Below are 19,345 nucleotides of genomic sequence, written 5' to 3'. Positions count from 1 at the left end.
GGCGGCGGGTACTCGGCGCTCCTGGCGGGAGACAATCGTGACCGATACCGGGCTGGTCGCCCGGCTCGGCTATGGGACGCTTGTTCTCATCCTTGCCGGTTTCGGCTATTGGTCGGCAACGGCGCCGCTCTCCGGTGCTGCGGTCGCTTCCGGCACGATCACGGCCACGGGCCGTAATGTTCTCGTGCAGCATCTGGAAGGCGGGATCGTCAGCGAAATCGCGGTTCGCGAGGGCGATGCGGTCGCAAGGGGGCAGACGCTCGTGGTCCTCGACGACACCGTCGCCCGCACGCAGCTCAACCGCCTTGCCAAGCAATGGGTGGCGCTAAAAGCGCGGGAGGCGCGCCTTGCCGCCGAACGGGACGGCCGGCGGGACCTGACGATCGCGATCGGCAACGCGCCGGCCACGATGTCCTCCGCAAGCCGTGACCTTACGGAAGAGCAGGTAAAGGAGTTCCAGACCCGGCTTGCCCGCTTCACCTCCGAGACCGTTATTCTGCAGCAACGGGTCGAAAGCCTCAACGATGCGCTCGATGGCTTGGGCGCGCAGAAGGCGGCGGTCGAGAAGCAGACGCAGATCGTGCGCGGTGAAGCCGAGCGAAAGTTCAATCTCCTGGAAAAGGGGCTGACGAACCGCACGGAGTACACGCAGCTTCTTCGCGTCGAAGCGGACCTGCTCGGCCAGGTCGGCATGCTGCAGGCGGAAGCCTCGTCGAGCCGCACGCAGGTCGCAGAAGCGCGTGAGCAGATCGAACGGCTGAAGACCCAGCGCGTCGAGCAGGCGGTGACCGCGATGAACGAGGTGAAGGCCGGGCTTGCCGACATCGAAGAACAAGTCGAGGCCGCGCGCCGTGTGCTCGAGCGCACCGTCGTCAAAGCGCCGGTGGACGGCGTTGTCGTCGCCTCGGTCTACAATGCCGTCGGCAGTGTCGTCGGTCCCGGCGAGAAGATCATGGAGATCCTGCCGACAGGGGACCTGGTCGTCGACGCGCGTATTCATCCGCAGGACATCGACGTCGTCCATATCGGTCAGCCGGCGAGGGTCCGCCTCTCGGCGCTCAACACCAGCTTGGCGCCGGAGGTCTCTGCGACGGTTGCCCATGTCTCGGCCGACCGCCTGACCGATCCGGCGACGCGCGAGCCCTATTACAGGGCCGTGTTGCGCCTGGATACGCCGCTGCCGCCCGGCGTGCGCATGGAGCAGCTGCATCCGGGGATGCCGATAGACGCCTTTATCGAACTCGGCGACCGCACCTTCCTTGAGTATCTGATCCGGCCGATTTCTGACTCCTATCGACGCGCCTTTGCGGGGGAATGATCCCACAAGGCCCTTCCAGCGCAGGATTGCACTGGCCGAGGTATACTCCGATGTTCCAGGGACGCGCTCCGGGGCCTGGTTGGCGGGTCCGTTTCCGGTGGTTAAGGAGCACTTGTCGGCGTCCCTCGATCCTTAACCGAGAGCGTTCCAGCGCGCGGGAGGGTATTGAAGCGCCGTTTCCAGCCGCGCTAAGATTTATCTGATGTATATCTTCGGTTATTATTTCGGTTGTTCTATCGGTTATTTTACATGCGAAAAATAACGACCGTTTAATGTAAAAATATCGGATTTGCGTTCAGTTTTTATGTTTTAGTTCTTTGTTTTGAACGGCGCGTTCTGTCATCCGTGTGGTGGAATGGTCGCTAGTTAATCCTAAAGTATTACGGATTAGTTTGCAGTGATACTATTGAGTTCTAATATAATTAGGTAAATTTCTTCCAATAAAACGAAAAGATAATTTACACGCGGTTCTTGGTGTGCGAGAGTTTCGGCGAAGTTGGCGTATTTTATTGCGAAGACCAAAACTTGTATCAGTGCATAGATAAAATAGATTTCAGGTAAATTTGTATGATCTGATCGGTATCAGAAGTTTATTCCAAACACATTCAACGAGACATGACGTCTCAAGGCGCATCACTCGTCCGTCCGTTATCGGCGCGGCGATTGAATGGCGTTCTATCGATCGAAGGGTGTCGCATGCATCGCAACGAGGCCGCTGCCCAGCCAACGCAAGCCGTCGCTCCGTCTCCGCCGTCTGTGGCGAGATACTGGGCAAGGTTCCTCACCATACTCGCCTGGTTTGCCGCCGTCGGACGTGCGCTTCTGCGCTTGGCGGCAAGAACCGCCGTATCGTCGGTCAAGCAGGTTCGTCGATCGCGCGTGCTCTATGCGATGGACATCGCGTCTGCAGCCCTGGCGCTCGTGGCCGCCTTTTTTCTGCGCTATGGCTTCGACGCCATGTCGACGCGACCGGAGCTTATCTGGGCGCTGCTAACGACCGGACCGCAATATCTTCTGGCCTGTGCGCTCGCTTTTCCGATTGCGGGATTGTACGCTCGCGACTGGCGCTACTGCTCCGTCTCGGACCTGCGCTCAATCCTTCAGGCCGTCTTGATCAGTTCGGCGGCGCTGGTGTTGATGTCGTTCTTTGCGAACCGGCTCCAGGATATGCCGCGAAGCGTTGTGCCGCTCGAGGCGCTGCTCTTGACCGCATTCCTTTCGGCTTCGCGACTGAGCTTCCGGCTCGACGAACTGGCGCTGCGCCCAACGCGGCGGCAGCCGATCGCCGAGGACAATGCCGACCGCATCCCGACCTTGCTCGTCGGCAGCGGCCATGCGGCAGATCTCTATCTGAGAGCGCTCCGCCGCGATCCACATTGCAGCCATAAGCCGGTCGGCTGCTTGGAAGTGACGCCGGAGCATACGGACATGACCTTGCGCGGCATTCCGATCCTTGGCGCGCTCAGCGATTTCGAAACTGTGGTCTGCGCGCTCGCAGAAAATGGACAGCTGCCGCGCCATGTCGTCTTTACCGAATCGCTTTCGGCGTTCGGCGAAGCCGCTGAGGATGTGATGCGGCGCGCCGAAGCGCGTGGCATGACCGTATCGCGCCTGACGCAGATCACGGAACTCAAGAGCGCCAAGCAGGAAAGCCGTTTCGAACTACGCTCGATCGAGCTGACGGATCTTCTGGAGCGCCCGCAGGCAGCCCTCGACAACGAGGCAATTCTTCGCCTCGTCCGCGGTCGGCGCGTCCTGATCACCGGCGCCGGTGGTTCGATCGGCAGCGAACTCACCTTGCAGGTGGCGGCGCGTGAACCGGCCGAACTCATCCTGGTCGAGAACTGCGAATACAATCTCTATGCGATCGACATGGAACTCGGCGAGCGCTATCCGGCCGTCAAGCGGACCGCAAACCTTTGCAACGTACGCCGGGCCAATCGCGTCAACGACGTCTTTGCCAAGTACCGGCCGGAGTTGGTCTTCCATGCCGCCGCGCTCAAGCATGTGCCGATGGTGGAGCTTAACCCTTGCGAGGGTGTACTGACCAATGTGATCGGCACGATGAACGTCGCGAACGCCGCCCGCCGCTTCAAGGTGCAGGCGATGGTGCAGGTGTCGACCGACAAGGTCGTCAATCCGACCAGCGTGATGGGCGGGACCAAACGGCTGGCCGAACTCTATTGCCAGGCGCTCGACCTTCATTGCCTGAAGAAGGGTTCCGGCCCGCGCTTCATGACTGTTCGCTTCGGCAACGTGCTCGGATCGAGCGGCTCGCTGATCCCGTTGTTTAAGCGGCAGATCGCCAAGGGTGGCCCGCTCACTGTTACCGATCCGCGCATGACGCGCTTCTTCATGACCATTCGCGAAGCCGTCGAACTGACACTGCAGGCTTCGGCCTATGGTCTGGAAGGCGAAATCGGCAAGGGCGAGATTTTCGTTCTGGACATGAATGAGCCGATCAAGATCATCGACATCGCCAAGCGGATGATCCGGCTTGCCGGCCTGACGCCGGGCAAGGACATCGATATCGATATCATCGGTCTCAGGCCCGGCGAAAAGCTCTATGAGGAGTTGTTCGACAGTGGCGAGCAACGCATAAGTTCACCTATTCCAGGTGTGCTCGGCGCGATCCCGAATGCCGTGCCCCTGGCGACGCTCAAGGAGATGTTCGCGCGCTTGAAGCTATTTGCCGAACTCGGTGATCAGGCGATGGTCTTTGCGATCATGAACAGCCTCATTCCGGGCTTCGACAAACACCCGGCTGAAGGCGCGGCTGCTGCCTCGTCGGACGACGGGGAGGATGGGGCCGCTGACGCCGATGCCGCGCATCCCACCGACGATGTCCTGCAAGCAGCGCTGTCGAACCTTAGGCGGGGGCCGCCTTCGACGCCGATGCCGATGTGACCAGTGCGATCTTTCTAACGCTCGTATGGAGCTTCCCGCATGTTGATTGACGCGAGCGACTATTCTGCGGTCAGGCTGCCGCCACAGCGGGCGGCTGCCGCCGCGGGATCGGCGGTTGCCAGCGTAGTTCCGAAACAGCGTATCGCGGTACTTTCGAGCTACAGTCGCTCTCTCACCAATTTTCGCCTGGAGTTGCTGCGACGCTTGGTGGAGGCCGGCCATTCGGTCCTGGCCGTCGGGCCGGAGCAGGACGAGGACGTCGTCCGGCAGCTTGCCGCGATCGGTGTAGAGTTCGTCCGCTCGCCCATGAGCCGCACCGGGCTCAACCCACTGACGGATCTCGCGACGCTCTGGTCCTACACGCGGCTGCTACGCTCGCGGCAGATCGATGTCGTGATCCCCTATACGATGAAGCCGATCGTCTACGGCGGCATTGCCGCTCGTCTGGCTGGCGTCAAGCGACGGTATTTTCTCGTGACCGGCCTTGGCCACGTCTATTCGGAAGCCGCAGGAAAGCGGTGGGTCGGGCGCCGCATCAAGCAACTGAGCGTGTTGCTCTACCGACTGGCGCTAAAGGGGGCAGGCGGGGTCTTTGCCTATAATCGCGCGGATTCGGCTGATATCGAGAGCTGCAGGCTGATTTCCGATCAGCGCGACTTGACGCTCGTGCCGGGCTCTGGCGTCGACCTCGACCACTATGCCTTTTCGAGCCCGCCCAGCGGGCGCCCGGTCTTTCTGCTCGTCGCCCGCCTGCTGAAGGACAAAGGGATCAGCGAGTATGTCGAGGCCGCACGCCTCGTCCGCCAGCAATTCCCGGAGGCCGAATTTCGTCTTCTGGGGCAGTTCGATCCGAGTCCGGCCGCGATCTCCGCTGAAACCATCGATGGATGGGTCAAGGACGGCAGCCTGAACTATCTCGGCGAAACCACGGATGTGCGCCCGCATCTCAGCGATTGCAGCGTCTTCGTCCTTCCGTCCTACTATCGCGAGGGCATACCGCGCAGCATTCTCGAGGCGATGTCGACGGGGCGCGCGATCGTCACAACCGATCTGCCGGGCTGCGACGAGACAGTGGTCGACGGGCTCAACGGTTACCTTGTGGAGCCGCGCAACGCCAAGCAACTGGCCGAAGCCATGTGCCGCTTCCTCAGGGCGCCTTCGCTGATCACAGACATGGGTCTCAGGTCTCGGGAACTTGCCCAATCCAAGTTTGATGTGCATGCCGTGAACAAGATTCTTCTCGAGCGCATGGCGCTTATCTGAGGGATCAAGGTTTTCGAACAACCATCAGCATTGGTCGCATGGCCCGCGTGCGCTGCGGCGCGGGGTGCCTATCGATCGAACCATGTCGCCTATCACGTCATCTGCGATCAGGATTCGACGGCAACTGGAATGAAAGCTCGCTTAGAAACGGCCTGGTCTTTCGCCCCATATGCTTCATGCTCAGGAACCACCACCGTCGATGGAAGAAGTCGCGCGCCGGATGCTGAGAACTCAAAACAAGAATTGGATCGAAGTTGGATTTCCTTTGACGGAAGTGTTATCATTTTTCATTATTGTCGGTCGGATACTTAACTAAGGTTTTTATGTTTAAAGCTCTCATGGCCGGCGGCGGCATGGTTTGTTTCATGAATAGTTCTTACGGGTTTGGAACGTCCCCGCGGAAGTCAAGGACGGATGCAGGATGTGCGCGGTACATGGTGACGAGCACTCGACTTGTCGAGCGGCTGCGGATATCGGCGACGTGTCGTGTTTTTCGCTTCGTTTGAAGAAAGTTCAAGGACTTAGCCCGCACATGTTACGGATCGAGTGGCGAGGTGCCCGGTGTCGGCAAGCCTCTACCGGCGCCCAAACGATCCTGCGCCTGACGCATCGGGTGTCTCTTGAGTCTAATCGGCGAACGGGGCGAACGCTCGTAGCGCGCACGAATGCAAATCGCATCCATGACGCTATCAGAAGAATGACCATTCGGTGAGGGACCAGTGATGTGCGGAATTGCAGGCCTCATAAACTACGCGGGACGCCAGCAGGAAAGATCGAACGCCACGCTGCGATCAATGGCGGAGGCACTTGCCCATCGCGGTCCCGACGCCGGCGGGATCTGGCTGGCTGAAGACGGGCATGTCGGCCTTTGCCATCGTCGGCTGTCGATTATTGATCTCTCGCCCGGAGGAGCGCAGCCAATGCACTCCGCCAGCGGGCGTTATTCGATTGTCTACAATGGCGAGATTTATGGCTTTCTTGGGCTTCGGGCCGAACTGGAGACGCGGGGAGTTCGATTTCGCGGCCACTCCGATACGGAGGTTCTTATCGAAGCGGTCGAGCTATATGGTCTGGAAAACACGCTCAAGCGCTGTAATGGGATGTTCGCCTTCGCTCTCTATGACAGCGTCGAGCGCAAAGTCATCTTTGCCCGCGATAGGATTGGCAAGAAGCCCCTTTACATCGGATTGTCCGGTGAGGCAGTCGTCTTCGGATCCGAGCTGAAGAGTATCAGGCGACATCCGTCGTTCCGCTCGCCGGAAATTGATCGCGGCTCAGTCGCATTGTACCTGCGGTACAACTACGTTCCCACTCCCTACTCGATCTTTCGTAACATATTCAAATTGCCGCATGGATCGACGGTCAGCATCTCTGTTGACGAACCTCCGTCCTCAATTGCCGCGGTGCTCGCCTCGACGAAGCTCTACTGGGACGCGTTTGATGTGGCCGAACGTGGATATGCGCGTCCGATCGAATCCGAAGAGGAAGCCTTGGAACTACTCGACAACTGTCTGAAGACAGCCGTTAGCGAGCGCATGGTGTCGGATGTGCCGGTAGGTGCGCTGCTTTCCAGTGGCGTTGATTCCTCGCTGGTGTCGGCTGTGATGCAGGAAGTCTCTACCTCTCCCGTTAAGACCTATACGGTTCGTTTCATGGAAGAACAGTATAACGAGGCGGATGCTGCGTCGGCTGTTGCTCGCCACCTGAAGACGGATCACACGGAAATTACCGCCGAACCGGAGATTGCGTTCAAGCTGATATCCGACCTGCCTGATGTTTATGACGAGCCTTTCGCCGATCCATCGCAGATCCCGACTCTGTTGGTTTCGAAACTGGCGCGACAGACCGTAACGGTTGCACTTTCGGGGGACGGTGGCGATGAATTTTTCGGCGGTTACAAGCGATATCAACGAATGTTGACGTTTGATCGTCTGGCGAAAATGGCGCCCCCGATTGCCCTTCGAGCCGTGAAATTCACTCCGGGGTGGTTGCTTGATGTCGCAGCGCCACTTGGCCGCCGCGCTCTTCCCGCAGCCTTGCGGGACGAGGCCACCGGCAGTCGCATGAAGCGGCTGGCCGAGCTGCTTCAGATCCATGATACTGACGACCGATACTTGAATTTCGTCTCTCAGTGGCCGGATGCGACCGATGTCGTCATCGGCGGACATGAACCACCCACCGCAATGTCGTCCAAGCGAATTCCGGCTGCCCTCAATCCCGTGGACAGGATGATGTATCGGGATATGGTGTCATATCTCCCGGACGATATCTTGGTTAAGTTGGACCGCGCTTCGATGGCTGTCGGCCTTGAAATGCGCGCACCTCTTCTCGACTACCGTTTTGTCGAACTGGCTTGGCGTGCGCCGCGGGCCCTCTGCTTTTCGCAGGGGCAAGGCAAGCTCGCGCTACGCAAACTGCTGGCGCGGCGGTTGCCAGAAAAACTCATGAATCAACCGAAACGCGGGTTCGGCATCCCGCTTAATGCTTGGCTGCGCGGTCCGCTGCGTGCCTGGGCGAGCGAAACCCTATCTCCATCTCGGCTGCGTCGCGACGGTGTATTTCGCTCGGAACTGATCGAGGCGCGTTGGAAAGAGCATCTAACGGGCAAGCGTGATTGGGGACCTCACCTCTGGACGATCCTGATGTTCAATTCTTGGATGGATCGTTGGACCAGTAGCTAGCAGTGGGGCTCACATTTGAGCCTCCCGCAGTAGCCGGGCGATGCCGTTTGGGTCGGGCGCTCTGCTCATGTTGCAGAGCCGTCTCATATTGTGTCGCGAAATAACGGTGCCCGAGTGAAGAACCGCTGGCGCGCCTCACCCCCACTGGGCGGAAGCCGTGCCTGAAGCTTCTGGCCTTGAGGTCGCCAGGAAGAAACTGTTTGAAACGACCGTCGACGGTTTCGACAGACCCGCGACCATTCTCAACAGGAGTTACTTCTCTGCCGCGCAGATCCGATCGGCCGGTCGAACATTCGATCCAATCTGTGCGGCGCCGGAAGCCTGCTGATCATGACCGCACGAACGAGAAGCGCAAAAACGGGGGCACGCTTTTCCAAGTGGGTGCCGGCGGCACGTTCACGCTGCTGATGCGCGTCGGTTCCGGATCGGAGGTTGAAGACTGATCCTGGGCTGTCCGTCGCCCTGATGCTCTCGCGATAGGTTATCGAGCGCAAGCCTTAGCCTTGTTCCTTCTCAAGTCTCTGCGAAACGGTAAACCTGGAGGCAGGAGCCTTGACGGCGTCTGGGCGACAAGGAAGATTGCAACACAGACGGAAGGTCCGGTCGCGGACTCACTGGCCGAGTGCCGGTCGCGCTCCACGGTCGGCTGGGCGGCTCAGGAATCCACCTACACTTAAGATCCAGGCGCCTCCGATCGCGATGAGGTGTCGCGAGGGAAAACGACTTGAAAAGGATACTGGTTACCGGTGGAGCCGGCTTCATTGGCGCGCACCTGGTCCGTCGGCTCATTAAGGCTGGCTATGACGTGACCGTCCTTGATGATCTGAGTTCGGGAAAGCGAGAAAACATCCCGCAGGCTGCGATCTTCATTGAGGGGTCGGTGCTCGACCGCGACGCCGTGCGCCGCGCGCTCGCCAATGTGGATGCCTGTATCCATTTGGCGGCGATCTCCTCGGTCGAGCGTTGCAAGCGGCAACTGACGTCATCGCACGCAATCAACATAACGGGGTTCCTCACGATCATCGAGGAACTTGCCCACTCCGGGGCTCATTTTCCGCTTGTCTATGCCTCATCGGCTGCGGTTTACGGGGCAAGCCAGGAATTGCCACTTTCGGAAGCCGGACGTTGCATTCCGTTGTCGCCTTATGGTGCGGACAAGCTTTCCTGCGAACTTCACGCGCGGTCTGCCTATGAGGTCTACGGCATATCGAGCCTGGGTCTGCGTTTCTTCAACGTGTACGGGCCGGGGCAGGATCCATCGTCTCCCTATTCCGGCGTGATCGCCAAGTTCGCCGAACGGCTGGAGCGCGGTGAAAACATCACCATCCATGGGGATGGCCGTCAGACCCGTGATTTCGTCCATGTGGACGACGTTGTGGAGGCTGTGCTGCACGCGCTTGGCCGCTGGGACACGGGCGCGCGCATCGTCAATGTTTGCAGCGGCGTCGAGACATCGATCAGCGACCTTGCGCGGATCATGATCGAGGAAACCGGCAGCCGCTCGGATATCACCTATATCGACGGCCTTTCGGGTGAAGTCAGGCGCTCGCGGGGGTGCGTCGAAGCGCTCCACGCAAAACTGGCCTATCGCTGCGTGACCGACCTTCGAGCCGGACTCGCGCGACTGCTGCAGTGATCTCGATGGCAGAGCGGGCGCGATGCTCGCAAGCTGCGGAGTGGGGGCGATCGCGCTATTGGCGTCCTCTTGCTGTTCAAAGCATGGTGCGTGCCATTCCACGCCCTTGAGACTTTTTTGTTCAACTTCCATGGTGTAGAAACGCCGGAAACGACCCAAACGGGAATCACGAGGGGATCCGCGCATGGAACTGCTGACGCTTCAACATTTCGCGGGTTGCGTTGGTCAGGCGTTCGATCTAACCCTTGGCGAGAGCACGGTGCCGTTGACACTGGCGGAGGCCACGCCCGGTACGACGCCGATCTTGCCGGGCATGCTTCGCGCGCCCTTTTCGCTGATCTTCCGCAGCGGTTCAGCGATCGTGCTGCCGCAACAGATCTACCGGCTTAAAAATGCGTCGCTCGGCGCACTGGACATTTTTCTCGTGCCGGTTGCCCGCGACAAGCAGGGTATCGTCTACCAGGCCGTTTTCAATTGACGTAGAAATGGGCGGTCAGCGGCGCTCCGCTTCGTCGAAATCGCCGGGTGACCACTTCATCTTGATATGCGAGCCGAGGTCGTTGATGACGCGAAACCCAAGGCGCTGATAGAGCGCTTGGGCTCGAAAGTTTCGTTGCTCGACATGCAAGGTTAGAACGCGCGCCTTTGAGGTTGTGGCCTCACGCTGAATAGCCGTCAGTAAGGCTGTGCCTTTGCCCTGTCGGCGCCACTCAGGCAGGAATCCGATGTCGACGATGAGCCAGCGCTCCTTTTCGGCGTCCAGATAGAGCCGGCCGACCGGCTTGTCTCCGATATCGACAACGAGATAGTCCGCGTCCGGATAGACCGACCGGTAGTGGCGGTGCTGGGCGATAAATTGTAGTTCGAGAAAGACTTGCTTCTGCTCGGGCGACCATGGCACGGCCGCCAGTTCGTCCGCCCGAAATGACGAGTAAAGCTGGAGCAGGAACGCAATGTCGTTCGTGCAGGCATGGCGCAGGGAAGTGCCCTGCACCTCCAATCGCGGTGGATTAGACCGGATCGGAAAATCGACCGCGGCAATGTCAGTGTGCGGCGTCACCCGAACGACGGAAAGTTGCCGTTAAGCGCGATGCAGAAATTGACCGCCAGGTAAGGCTGTCGATTTTCGTGCGGGAGGTTTCCACCCGACAGACCGATCATGGAAGGAGCAAACTGGGCATCCGGTTGGGCAGTGCTCGCCGCCATGACCGTGTGCTCCGTTGGCAGACTGAGTGAGTTTCCGGCAGACGGCGTACTTGCTCTTTTCGTCCCGTCTGTCTGGTTGTAGATGGTCAGTGAATGCGTATGTGCCGGCATCTCAGTTGAAAGCAGGGTAACATTCTGCGTCCCGAAGACCTCTCCGATCGTCCGGGACGTAAGACCTGGACCCGTGCCCTGGTTGCAGGCGGCGCGTCCGGCAAAGTTCGGCAACTGGAAATTGCTCTGACCATTGCCGCCATACGACGTGCCGATGAGCGAGAACAACGCAGTATTTTGTTGGATGGGAATCAACGGTCCGTTGCAGAGCGCCCAGCCATAGGGTGCGTAATTAAAACTGAAGAGCTGGATCTCGCCAATGAAAGGCTCTGTCATTCTTATCCCCTTATTGTGAAGTACAGGCCTGAATCAATTTTGCTGCGGAAAGACGCCGTATAATGCAATGCAGAATTGCGTCGTCAGCGTTGGCATCGTGTTGTCATGAGGCTGACTGCCGCCTGTGGGACTGGTCGAATTCGGCGACGTCGCTCGGCCGGTCAGGCCGCTCACGTCCGTTGCGTAGAGTGTGTCGCTGGCAACAGCTCCTAAAATGACACCCGGCCCGACAGCCGTGGCGTCGGCAGTGGCCGTCGTTGCGACTATCGGGTGGCCATGCGGTGGGAGTTGGGTACTGACCAGTGTCACGTTTTCGGTGCCAGCAATCTGACCGAGCACCCGCGTCGTCAGGCCCTGACCCGTGCCCCAGTGCATCGGCACGCGGCCGCGTAGGTCAGGCACACGAAATGTTGACTGGCCGTCTCCGCCGTAGGTGGTCCCGAGCAGCGTGTAGAGCATCTCGTATTCCGCGATCGAAAGCAGCGAACCGTCGCAGGCTTGCCAACCGGTGGGCACCCGGGGGAACCCGAACATTCGTATTTCCCCGACATAGGGAGTGCTCATGCTTACCTCCGGTGGCTGAGTTCAGTTGCGCGAGGGGTAGACGCCCGAAAGCGCGATGCAGAAGTTGATGACGTTGAAGGGTTGCACATTCGCGTGCGGCTGCCCACCGCCCGCAGGCGCGATGGTCTGGGACGATAAAGGCACCTGAGATCCACCGGGTTGCGCATAGATCGGCAGGGTCGTCGTACCGAAGAGCGACGGCGCACGTTGATCTCCAATGGCAGTCGTTCCATTGCCCTGATGAAGATGCGAGGGGATCTGCTGCGTATTTAATGTCACGGTCTCCACGCCGCCAATCTCCGCCATCGCGGTGGTAGGTTGCCAGCTTGGATCGAGAGAATTGCCGTAGGACACAGGCGTGCGGCCTTGCAAATTTGGAAGCATAAAGTTTGTCGTGCCGTTGCCACCGTAGAAAGTGCCCAGCAGGGAAAACAAGGCCTGATTCTGGGCGATTGCCATCACCTGACCGTTGCAGAGAGCAAAACCCTTCGGCGCAAAACCAAATCCGGTCATCATGATCTGCCCGACATAGACCTCGGTCATCGCTGCCCCTTCCGATAATCTCAACGACTCTAGTTTGCGCCTTCTTCGCACTCTCCCTCATAACGCGTAACTTGGAAAGGGGGGATGCGGACTCTTTCTTGTCCAAATTCCCGCAGAAGTCGCACTAGTCAGGGTTGTATGACTCGAATTTTCGTGTCAAGCAGTGGCTGGGCTTGGGAAGGACTGATCGTGGCGATGGACCCGCGTCCATGAAGCGCGCAGTGCGTACAGGGGCAGGACATGTTTCACCAGATCTTTTGTCGGGCAGGCGCCGGGCGCGGTTACATTGCGCTGTTCTTTTTTTTCCTCACGTTCCTTTTCCTGGTGGCGATGGTGCCTGTGTCTTCGGCGCAGGCTGGTCTTTGCGGAACAACCCAGAACGTGACAGTGCAGTCCGGCGGGACAAGTGTCATCACCTGCTCGGAGTGGGGCTTTATCCAGCCGGCTGTGACCAACCCGTCCCACGGCAGTCTAACCTTCGGTATGCCCACCAATACGAACGCCCTTATTTACACCAACAACGGAGACGGGGCGACCTCTGACAGCTTCGTCGTCTATGATGAAAGCCCCTCATCGCCAGTCACTTTTAACGTGACGGTTGCGCCATCGAGCTCACCGTTGACCGTGACGCCGGCAAATCTGCCGACACCTGTCATTGGTGTGGCTTACATTCAGACACTCAACACCACCGGCGGCACTGGTCCCTATACTTATGCGCTCAGCGGCGGGACGACGCTGCCACCTGGCCTGACGCTTTCGGCTGCCGGGGTCATATCCGGAACGCCGACCGGCTCGGGCCCCTATAACTTCATCGTACGAGTGACCGATTCCACCACGCCGACGGCGCATACCTACGACAAAAGCTACAATCCGACGATCGCGGCACCCGTGATTGACGTTACCCCGGATAGTCTACCGGACGGCGGAGTAGGGGCCGCCTACAGCGTCCATTTTTCTGCGTCCGGCGGCACGCCGCCGTATACATATACTCTGGACGTAGGCACCTTGCCGACCGGATTAAGCCTTTCAACGAGCGGGCAACTGTCTGGCGCACCAACGACGGCAGGAAGCTTCAACTTCAAGATAAAAATCCAGGATAGCACGACGATCTCGACCGGTGGCGTCCATTTCGTGGCGCAGAATTTTACCACCACCATCAATTCCTTCCCGCCAGTGGCGCTCAGCCCGGCGAGCGGCGCGCTTCCTGCCGCAACGGTTGGCAGCGCCTATTCGCAAGGGATCTCGGCGAGCGGGGGGGCCGGGGCAATCAGTTACGCGGTGACCGCGGGTTCGCTTCCCCCAGGTCTCGCCTTAAACACGACGACGGGCGCAATCAGCGGGACGCCCACCGCTGCCGCGATCGGGACTGCAAACTTTACCGTCACGGCGACGGCGGCGACCTCTGGCTCGGCCACCGCGAACTACTCCATTGCCGTCAGTGCGCCCCCCGTAGTGCTGACGCCGGCAAACAACACCGCCTTGTCAGGGGGAACGGTGGGCGTTGCCTACTCAAACAGCTCGATTTCGGCGACCGGGGGTGTCGGTGCGATCACCTATTCGGTGTCGGCAGGTGCCTTACCGGCAGGGCTCACCATCAATCCCTCGACGGGCGCGATCACCGGAACGCCGCTTCCTGACGCCTATGGTTCCGCGCCTTTCACGGTGACGGCCACGGCTGCGAACGTCGGCACCGATTCCAAGGCCTATTCGATCACCATCGCGGCCCCACCGGTGGTGCTGACGCCGGCGGGTGGGGCCCTTGTCGGTGGCGACGTGAACGTCGTCTACCCGGGTGCGTCGATCTCTGCTAGCGGCGGATTGGGGACGTTCACCTATACGGTGACGGCGGGCGCGCTTCCAGACGGCCTCAGTCTGAGTTCGGCTGGGGCGATTGCCGGTACGCCGACGGCGGCCGGATACGGTACCAAAAATTTCACGATCACAGCGACAGGCTCGACCGCCGGTTCGGCGTCGGCCGCCTACAGCATCGCGATTTCCGCGCCGCCGATGACGCTCACGCCCGCGGGCGGCGCGTTGACGGCAGCGACGGCGGGGACGGCTTACTCCGACATGTCGATTGCCGCCGTAAACGGGCTCGGGACGGTAACCTACTCCTTAGCATCGGGCACACTGCCGCCCGGTCTCGGCCTTGCGTCTGCAAGCGGCGCAATCACCGGGACGCCAACGGTTGCGGGAGCCTTCAGCTTCACCATCACGGCCACCGACATGCATAGCCGGACGGCCAGCGAAAGTTACAGCATCAATGTCGTTGCCATCGCTCCTGATGCTCCGACTGGGGCCGCGGCGATGGCGAATGATGCTAGCGCACGTGTGAGTTTCTCTGCGCCTGCCTTTAACGGTGGCAGCTCGATTACAGGCTACACAGTTACAGCGAGCCCAGGCGGCGTTACCGCGACGGGACCGTCAAGCCCGATCGACGTCACTGGCTTGACCAACGGCCTGAGTTACACGTTTACGGTCGCAGCAACCAACCTTGCCGGGACGGGTGTCGCTTCCGGTGCTTCCAACGCCGTGACGCCGAAAGCGCCGCAGACGATAACGTTTGCCAACCCCGGTTCCCAAACTTTTGGTACGACGCCCACCTTGACGGCAACTGCGAGTTCCAGCTTGCCCGTCAGCTTCACCTCCGCGACAGCAGGTGTGTGCACAATCGATCCTGGCGGTAAATTGGCCTTCCAATCCATGGGTACTTGCACAATTCACGCAGATCAAACCGGTGACGCGGCCACTGAGGCTGCGCCACGGGTAAGCCAGAGCTTCATAGTGAATGCGGTTGCTCCGGCCGCACCGACGGGAGTTGTTGCGACGGCTGGCGACAGCCAGGCTATGGTTGCCTTTGTTGCGCCCTCGAGCAACGGCGGGGCGCTGATCTCGCGCTACGTCGTCACATCGAGCCCGGACGGTTTGACGGGAGACGGCACCTCCAGTCCGGTGGTCATCACCGGGCTGACGAACGGCACGAGCTATACGTTCACGGTCGTCGCTGAAAACAACGCCGGTCCTGGCCCTGCGTCGGCCGCCTCCAACGCGGTGACGCCGCGCACGATCCAGACGATCACCTTTGCCAATCCGGGTGCGCAGAGCTTCGGCACGACGCCGACCCTGTCGGCGAGTTCGGACTCCGGCCTGACGGTCAGCTTCACATCGTCGACGACGGCGGTCTGCACGATCAGTCCCGCTGGACTTCTAATCTTCGTATCGATCGGCACCTGCACCATCAACGCCGACCAGGCGGGTGACAGCACCTATCTGCCGGCATCGCAGGTTAGCCGCTCGTTCGTGGTCAACGCTGTTGTGCCGGGCGCGCCCTCCGGTGTTGTAGCCACGGCCGGCAATGCCTCGGCTGAGGTCTCCTTTGTCGCGCCGGTCAATACTGGTGGTGCGCCGATCACCGGCTATACCGTCACAGCCAGCCCCGGCGGCCTGACCGAGACGGGCCCGGCGAGCCCGCTCACGGTGGTTGGCCTGACGAATGGCGCCAGCTACACGTTCACGGTGACGGCTGCCAACAGCAGCGGTCCGGGTATCGCGTCCGGCGTCTCCAACGCGGTCACGCCGAAGGGGTCGCAAACGATCGGCTTCGCCAATCCCGGCCCTCAGGACTATGCGACGCCGGTGAACCTCACCGCGAGCGCCAGTTCCGGGCTCCCTGTGGCCTGGCAATCCATGACGCCAAGCGTCTGCGTCGTCACCTCAAGCGGTGCGGTAACCTTCCGCAATGGTGGGGATTGCGAGATCGAAGTCTCGCAAGCTGGCAATGGCGCCTATCTCGCTGCCCCTTCCGTTCGTCAACTGTTCCAGGTCTCCGCGCCGAACTTCGTTTTCACCCCGGCTTCGGGTGCCCTGCCGACGGCAACGGCAGCGACGGCATACAGCCAGACCTTCAGCGTCAGCGGCGGAACGGGGCCCCATAGTTATACGGTCGTGGCCGGCTTCTTGCCGAATGGTTTGGTCCTCTCCTCTGCAGGCGCCCTGTCCGGGACGCCGACGGTGGATGGAAGCTTCAACTTTACAGTGAGCGCCACCGATACGTACGGCGCGTCAAGCACCAGCAGCTACGGCCTCATTGTTCGGGTGCAGGCGCCGATTGCCGGGACAACGACGATAACAGTTGCGGCCAATTCGACGGGGAATGTGATTGCACCGAACCTCTCCGGCGGTGCGGCAGCCTCTCTCGCCATCGTCTCCGCGCCATCGCACGGAACAGCCACGGTGGCCGGCACGTCGTTCCACTATACGCCCGCGGCGGGTTTCTCCGGTACTGACAGCTTCAGCTACAGCGCAACGAACGCGACAGGGACATCGGCGCCGGCGACGGTCACGGTGACGGTGTCTCCACCGATCTTCGCCTTTACGCCCGCTCCCGGATCGTTTCCCGGGGCGACGGTTGCAGAGCCCTACGACCAGACGATCACAGCGGCGAACGGAACCGGGCCCTACAGCTATACGGTCATCAGTAGCGCGCTTCCGGCCGGCCTGACGCTTGCAGCCAACGGCCGCCTGTCGGGCACTCCGACGGTGGACGGCAACTTCAACTTCACGATCGAGGCGACCGACGCGAACGGCGCGACCGGCTCTGTCACCTATAGCCTGGCAGTGGCGGTTGAGGCGCCGTCGGCCGGTGCGGTTGCGCTTACGGTTGCCGCAAACTCGACGGCAAACGTCATCTCGCCCAGCATTTCGGGCGGTGCAGCCGCATCGCTCGCGATCGCAAGCCCGCCGTCGCGCGGCAATGCGTCGGTGTCCGGCTTGCAGATCGTCTATACACCCCAACCCGGCTATTCCGGCGCCGACAGCTTCACCTACACGGCGACGAATGCGACTGGCACATCCACGCCGGCAACCGTCACGGTGACGATCTCGCCGCCGGTGCTCGTCTTTTCTCCGACCGGTGGCACGCTTGCGGCCGCCGTCGCCGGGGTTTCCTATAGCCAGAGCCTGACGGCCAGCGCCGGCACGGCACCCTATCTGTATCAGGTTACATCCGGGGCATTGCCGGGCGGGCTGACGCTCGATCCAGTCAGCGGCGCGATCTCCGGGCGACCGGGCGCCGACGGCGACTTCGCCTTCACGGTGACGGCGACGGACGCCAACGGGGCGACGGGGCAGGCGAGCTATCGCATTGCCGTCGTCTCGGCCAACATCGTCTTCAGCCCGGCGGCCGGCAGCCTTCCGGATGCCATGGTCGGTGAGGCCTATTCTGCGCCGATTTCCGCAAGCGGCGGCACCGGCGCCCTGATTTACAGCGTCAAGAGCGGCACTTTGCCAAAGGGCATGGTGCTCAATGTCTCGAACGGCGAACTGACCGGGCCGCTGGCCGCGGATGCGGTGCCCGACACCTACCGCTTCACCATTGGCGTCGTCGACAGCCGTGGCGCCAGCGGTTCGGCGGCCTATACGCTCAAACTCAACCCGCGTGCGGTGACGGCGCCCAGCATCGTCGTCGACGTGCCCGCCGGCACGACACCGAACAACGTCTATCTCAACGCCGGTGCCACCGGCGGTCCGTTCACCAGTGCCGCCGTCGCCTCGGTCTCGCCGCCGATCGCTGGCACAGCCGAGATCATCGAGGGCGAGCTTGCAGCCGCCGGCAGCTTTACGCCGGTCGGCTATTATCTGAAGTTCACGCCCAATCCTTCCTATTCCGGTTCGGCGGTGGTTAGCTACACCTTGAGAAGCGCACTCGGTACGTCGGGTGCTGGAACTGTCACCTACAAGATCTCACTGGACCGTGTCGCAGCCGGGGAAGAGATCGACGGCCTGGTACGCGATTTCGTGCGCAACCGGCAGAGCCTGCTGTCGTCGACGGTCAAGGTTCCGGGGCTGATCGAGCGGCGACGGGCGGCGATGAGCACCGATCCGGTGACGACGGCGGTCACACCATCGGAGAATGGCGCGCGCCTTGGGTTTTCCACCAGCCTCACGCAGATCCAGGCGGCGCGCGACGCAGCCGACGCGGCGGCTGCCGGCCAAACCTTCGTGAAGACCGACCAGCCCTTCGACGTCTGGATTGATGGCAGCTTTCTGTTCCACAAGGACAAGGACGACGATAGCGACAAGTGGGGCAACTTCGCCCTGTTTTCGATCGGCGCCGATTACCTGATCAGCGAGCGGGCGCTGGTCGGCCTGTCGTTCCACTACGACTACACGAGCGACCCGATTGACGAGGACGCCGAACTGACCGGCAATGGCTGGCTTGCCGGTCCCTATGCGTCGTTCGAAATCGGGCAAGGTGTGTTCCTCGATGCCAACCTGCTCTATGGCGGCTCCTCGAACGACATCGATACCGGTATCTTCACCGGCACCTTCGACACGACCCGCTGGATGGCGGACGTCAAGCTGACCGGCGAGTGGCAGCTCGACGAGATCACGGTGCTAACCCCGAAGCTCAGGGCCGTCTACTTCAACGAAGAGGTCGACGATTACACCGCCAGGAACGCGCTCGGAGAGACGATCGACCTCAAGGGGTTCATCGAGGAGCAAGCCCGCTTCAGCATCGGTCTTGATGTCGAGCGGACGCTGGAACTGGAAAACGGCCTGATCCTGTCGCCGACGGTCGGAGCGGATGTCGGCTTTGCGTCGCTCGATGGCGAAGGCCTGTTTGGCCGGGTCTCGGCCGGGCTCGCGCTCAGCAACAACGACAACTGGGACCTCGACTTCTCGCTGCTCTTCAACATCGAGGGCGACGGTTCGCAGGCGGCTGGTGCGAAAGTCGGTGCGCGCGTCCGGTTCTGACGCCCACGAGGTCTATACGGAGGTATCGCGTTGCGATTGACGCGATACCGATAGATGAGACGGCGCTGGACCGATACTTCCGTT

The 19,345-nt window shown here is 60.9% G+C and carries 11 protein-coding genes; 7 read left to right on the top strand and 4 right to left on the bottom strand.

The window, feature by feature from the left end; translation table 11 throughout:
• Positions 1–37 precede the first annotated feature (37 nt).
• From ASD01_RS07320 to ASD01_RS07295, 6 genes are all read left to right on the top strand, one after another.
• On the top strand, positions 38–1,318 hold the full coding sequence (locus ASD01_RS07320) for an HlyD family type I secretion periplasmic adaptor subunit (protein WP_244495206.1): 1,281 nt from the start codon (positions 38–40) through the stop codon (positions 1,316–1,318).
• A 696-nt stretch (positions 1,319–2,014) separates the two neighbouring features.
• Complete coding sequence (locus ASD01_RS07315) at positions 2,015–4,225, top strand: polysaccharide biosynthesis protein (protein WP_060529407.1); 2,211 nt, start codon at positions 2,015–2,017, stop codon at positions 4,223–4,225.
• A gap of 39 nt (positions 4,226–4,264) precedes the next feature.
• Complete coding sequence (locus ASD01_RS07310) at positions 4,265–5,488, top strand: glycosyltransferase family 4 protein (protein ID WP_060529406.1); 1,224 nt, start codon at positions 4,265–4,267, stop codon at positions 5,486–5,488.
• 722 nt (positions 5,489–6,210) lie between these two features.
• Positions 6,211–8,169 carry an asparagine synthase (glutamine-hydrolyzing) gene (gene asnB, locus ASD01_RS07305; protein ID WP_060643776.1) on the top strand — a complete coding sequence of 653 codons (1,959 nt, stop codon included), beginning with the start codon at positions 6,211–6,213 and terminating at the stop codon, positions 8,167–8,169.
• Positions 8,170–8,893: 724 nt separating this feature from the next.
• Positions 8,894–9,805 carry an NAD-dependent epimerase/dehydratase family protein gene (locus tag ASD01_RS07300; protein ID WP_060529404.1) on the top strand — a complete coding sequence of 304 codons (912 nt, stop codon included), beginning with the start codon at positions 8,894–8,896 and terminating at the stop codon, positions 9,803–9,805.
• A 184-nt stretch (positions 9,806–9,989) separates the two neighbouring features.
• Positions 9,990–10,283 (top strand): DUF6916 family protein, encoded by a 294-nt coding sequence (locus tag ASD01_RS07295; protein ID WP_060643775.1) that lies wholly within the window; start codon positions 9,990–9,992, stop codon positions 10,281–10,283.
• 15 nt (positions 10,284–10,298) lie between these two features.
• Here the strand turns inward: ASD01_RS07295 and ASD01_RS07290 are convergent, their stop codons facing one another.
• From ASD01_RS07290 to ASD01_RS07275, 4 genes are read right to left on the bottom strand one after another with little or no spacing between them, the layout of a single operon-like run.
• Entirely contained in the window at positions 10,299–10,865 is a 567-nt protein-coding gene (locus ASD01_RS07290) for a GNAT family N-acetyltransferase (RefSeq protein ID WP_082584588.1), read from the bottom strand.
• Complete coding sequence (locus tag ASD01_RS07285) at positions 10,862–11,398, bottom strand: phage tail protein (protein ID WP_060643773.1); 537 nt, start codon at positions 11,396–11,398, stop codon at positions 10,862–10,864. The genes ASD01_RS07290 and ASD01_RS07285 overlap by 4 nt, the downstream gene beginning before the upstream one ends.
• A 33-nt stretch (positions 11,399–11,431) precedes the next feature.
• Positions 11,432–11,962 carry a phage tail protein gene (locus tag ASD01_RS07280; protein WP_060643772.1) on the bottom strand — a complete coding sequence of 177 codons (531 nt, stop codon included), beginning with the start codon at positions 11,960–11,962 and terminating at the stop codon, positions 11,432–11,434.
• A 21-nt stretch (positions 11,963–11,983) separates the two neighbouring features.
• On the bottom strand, positions 11,984–12,505 hold the full coding sequence (locus ASD01_RS07275) for a phage tail protein (RefSeq protein ID WP_060643771.1): 522 nt from the start codon (positions 12,503–12,505) through the stop codon (positions 11,984–11,986).
• A gap of 240 nt (positions 12,506–12,745) precedes the next feature.
• Between ASD01_RS07275 and ASD01_RS07270 the strand changes: the two genes are divergently transcribed.
• Complete coding sequence (locus ASD01_RS07270; protein WP_082584587.1) at positions 12,746–19,261, top strand: putative Ig domain-containing protein; 6,516 nt, start codon at positions 12,746–12,748, stop codon at positions 19,259–19,261.
• The last annotated feature ends 84 nt before the right edge of the window (positions 19,262–19,345 follow it).

It is taken from the genome of Ensifer sp. Root423, from assembly GCF_001426275.1.
GTDB lineage: Bacteria > Pseudomonadota > Alphaproteobacteria > Rhizobiales > Rhizobiaceae > Ensifer > Ensifer adhaerens.
Note: the sequence above shows the minus strand (reverse complement) of the source record. Positions and strands in the feature narration are given on the sequence as shown.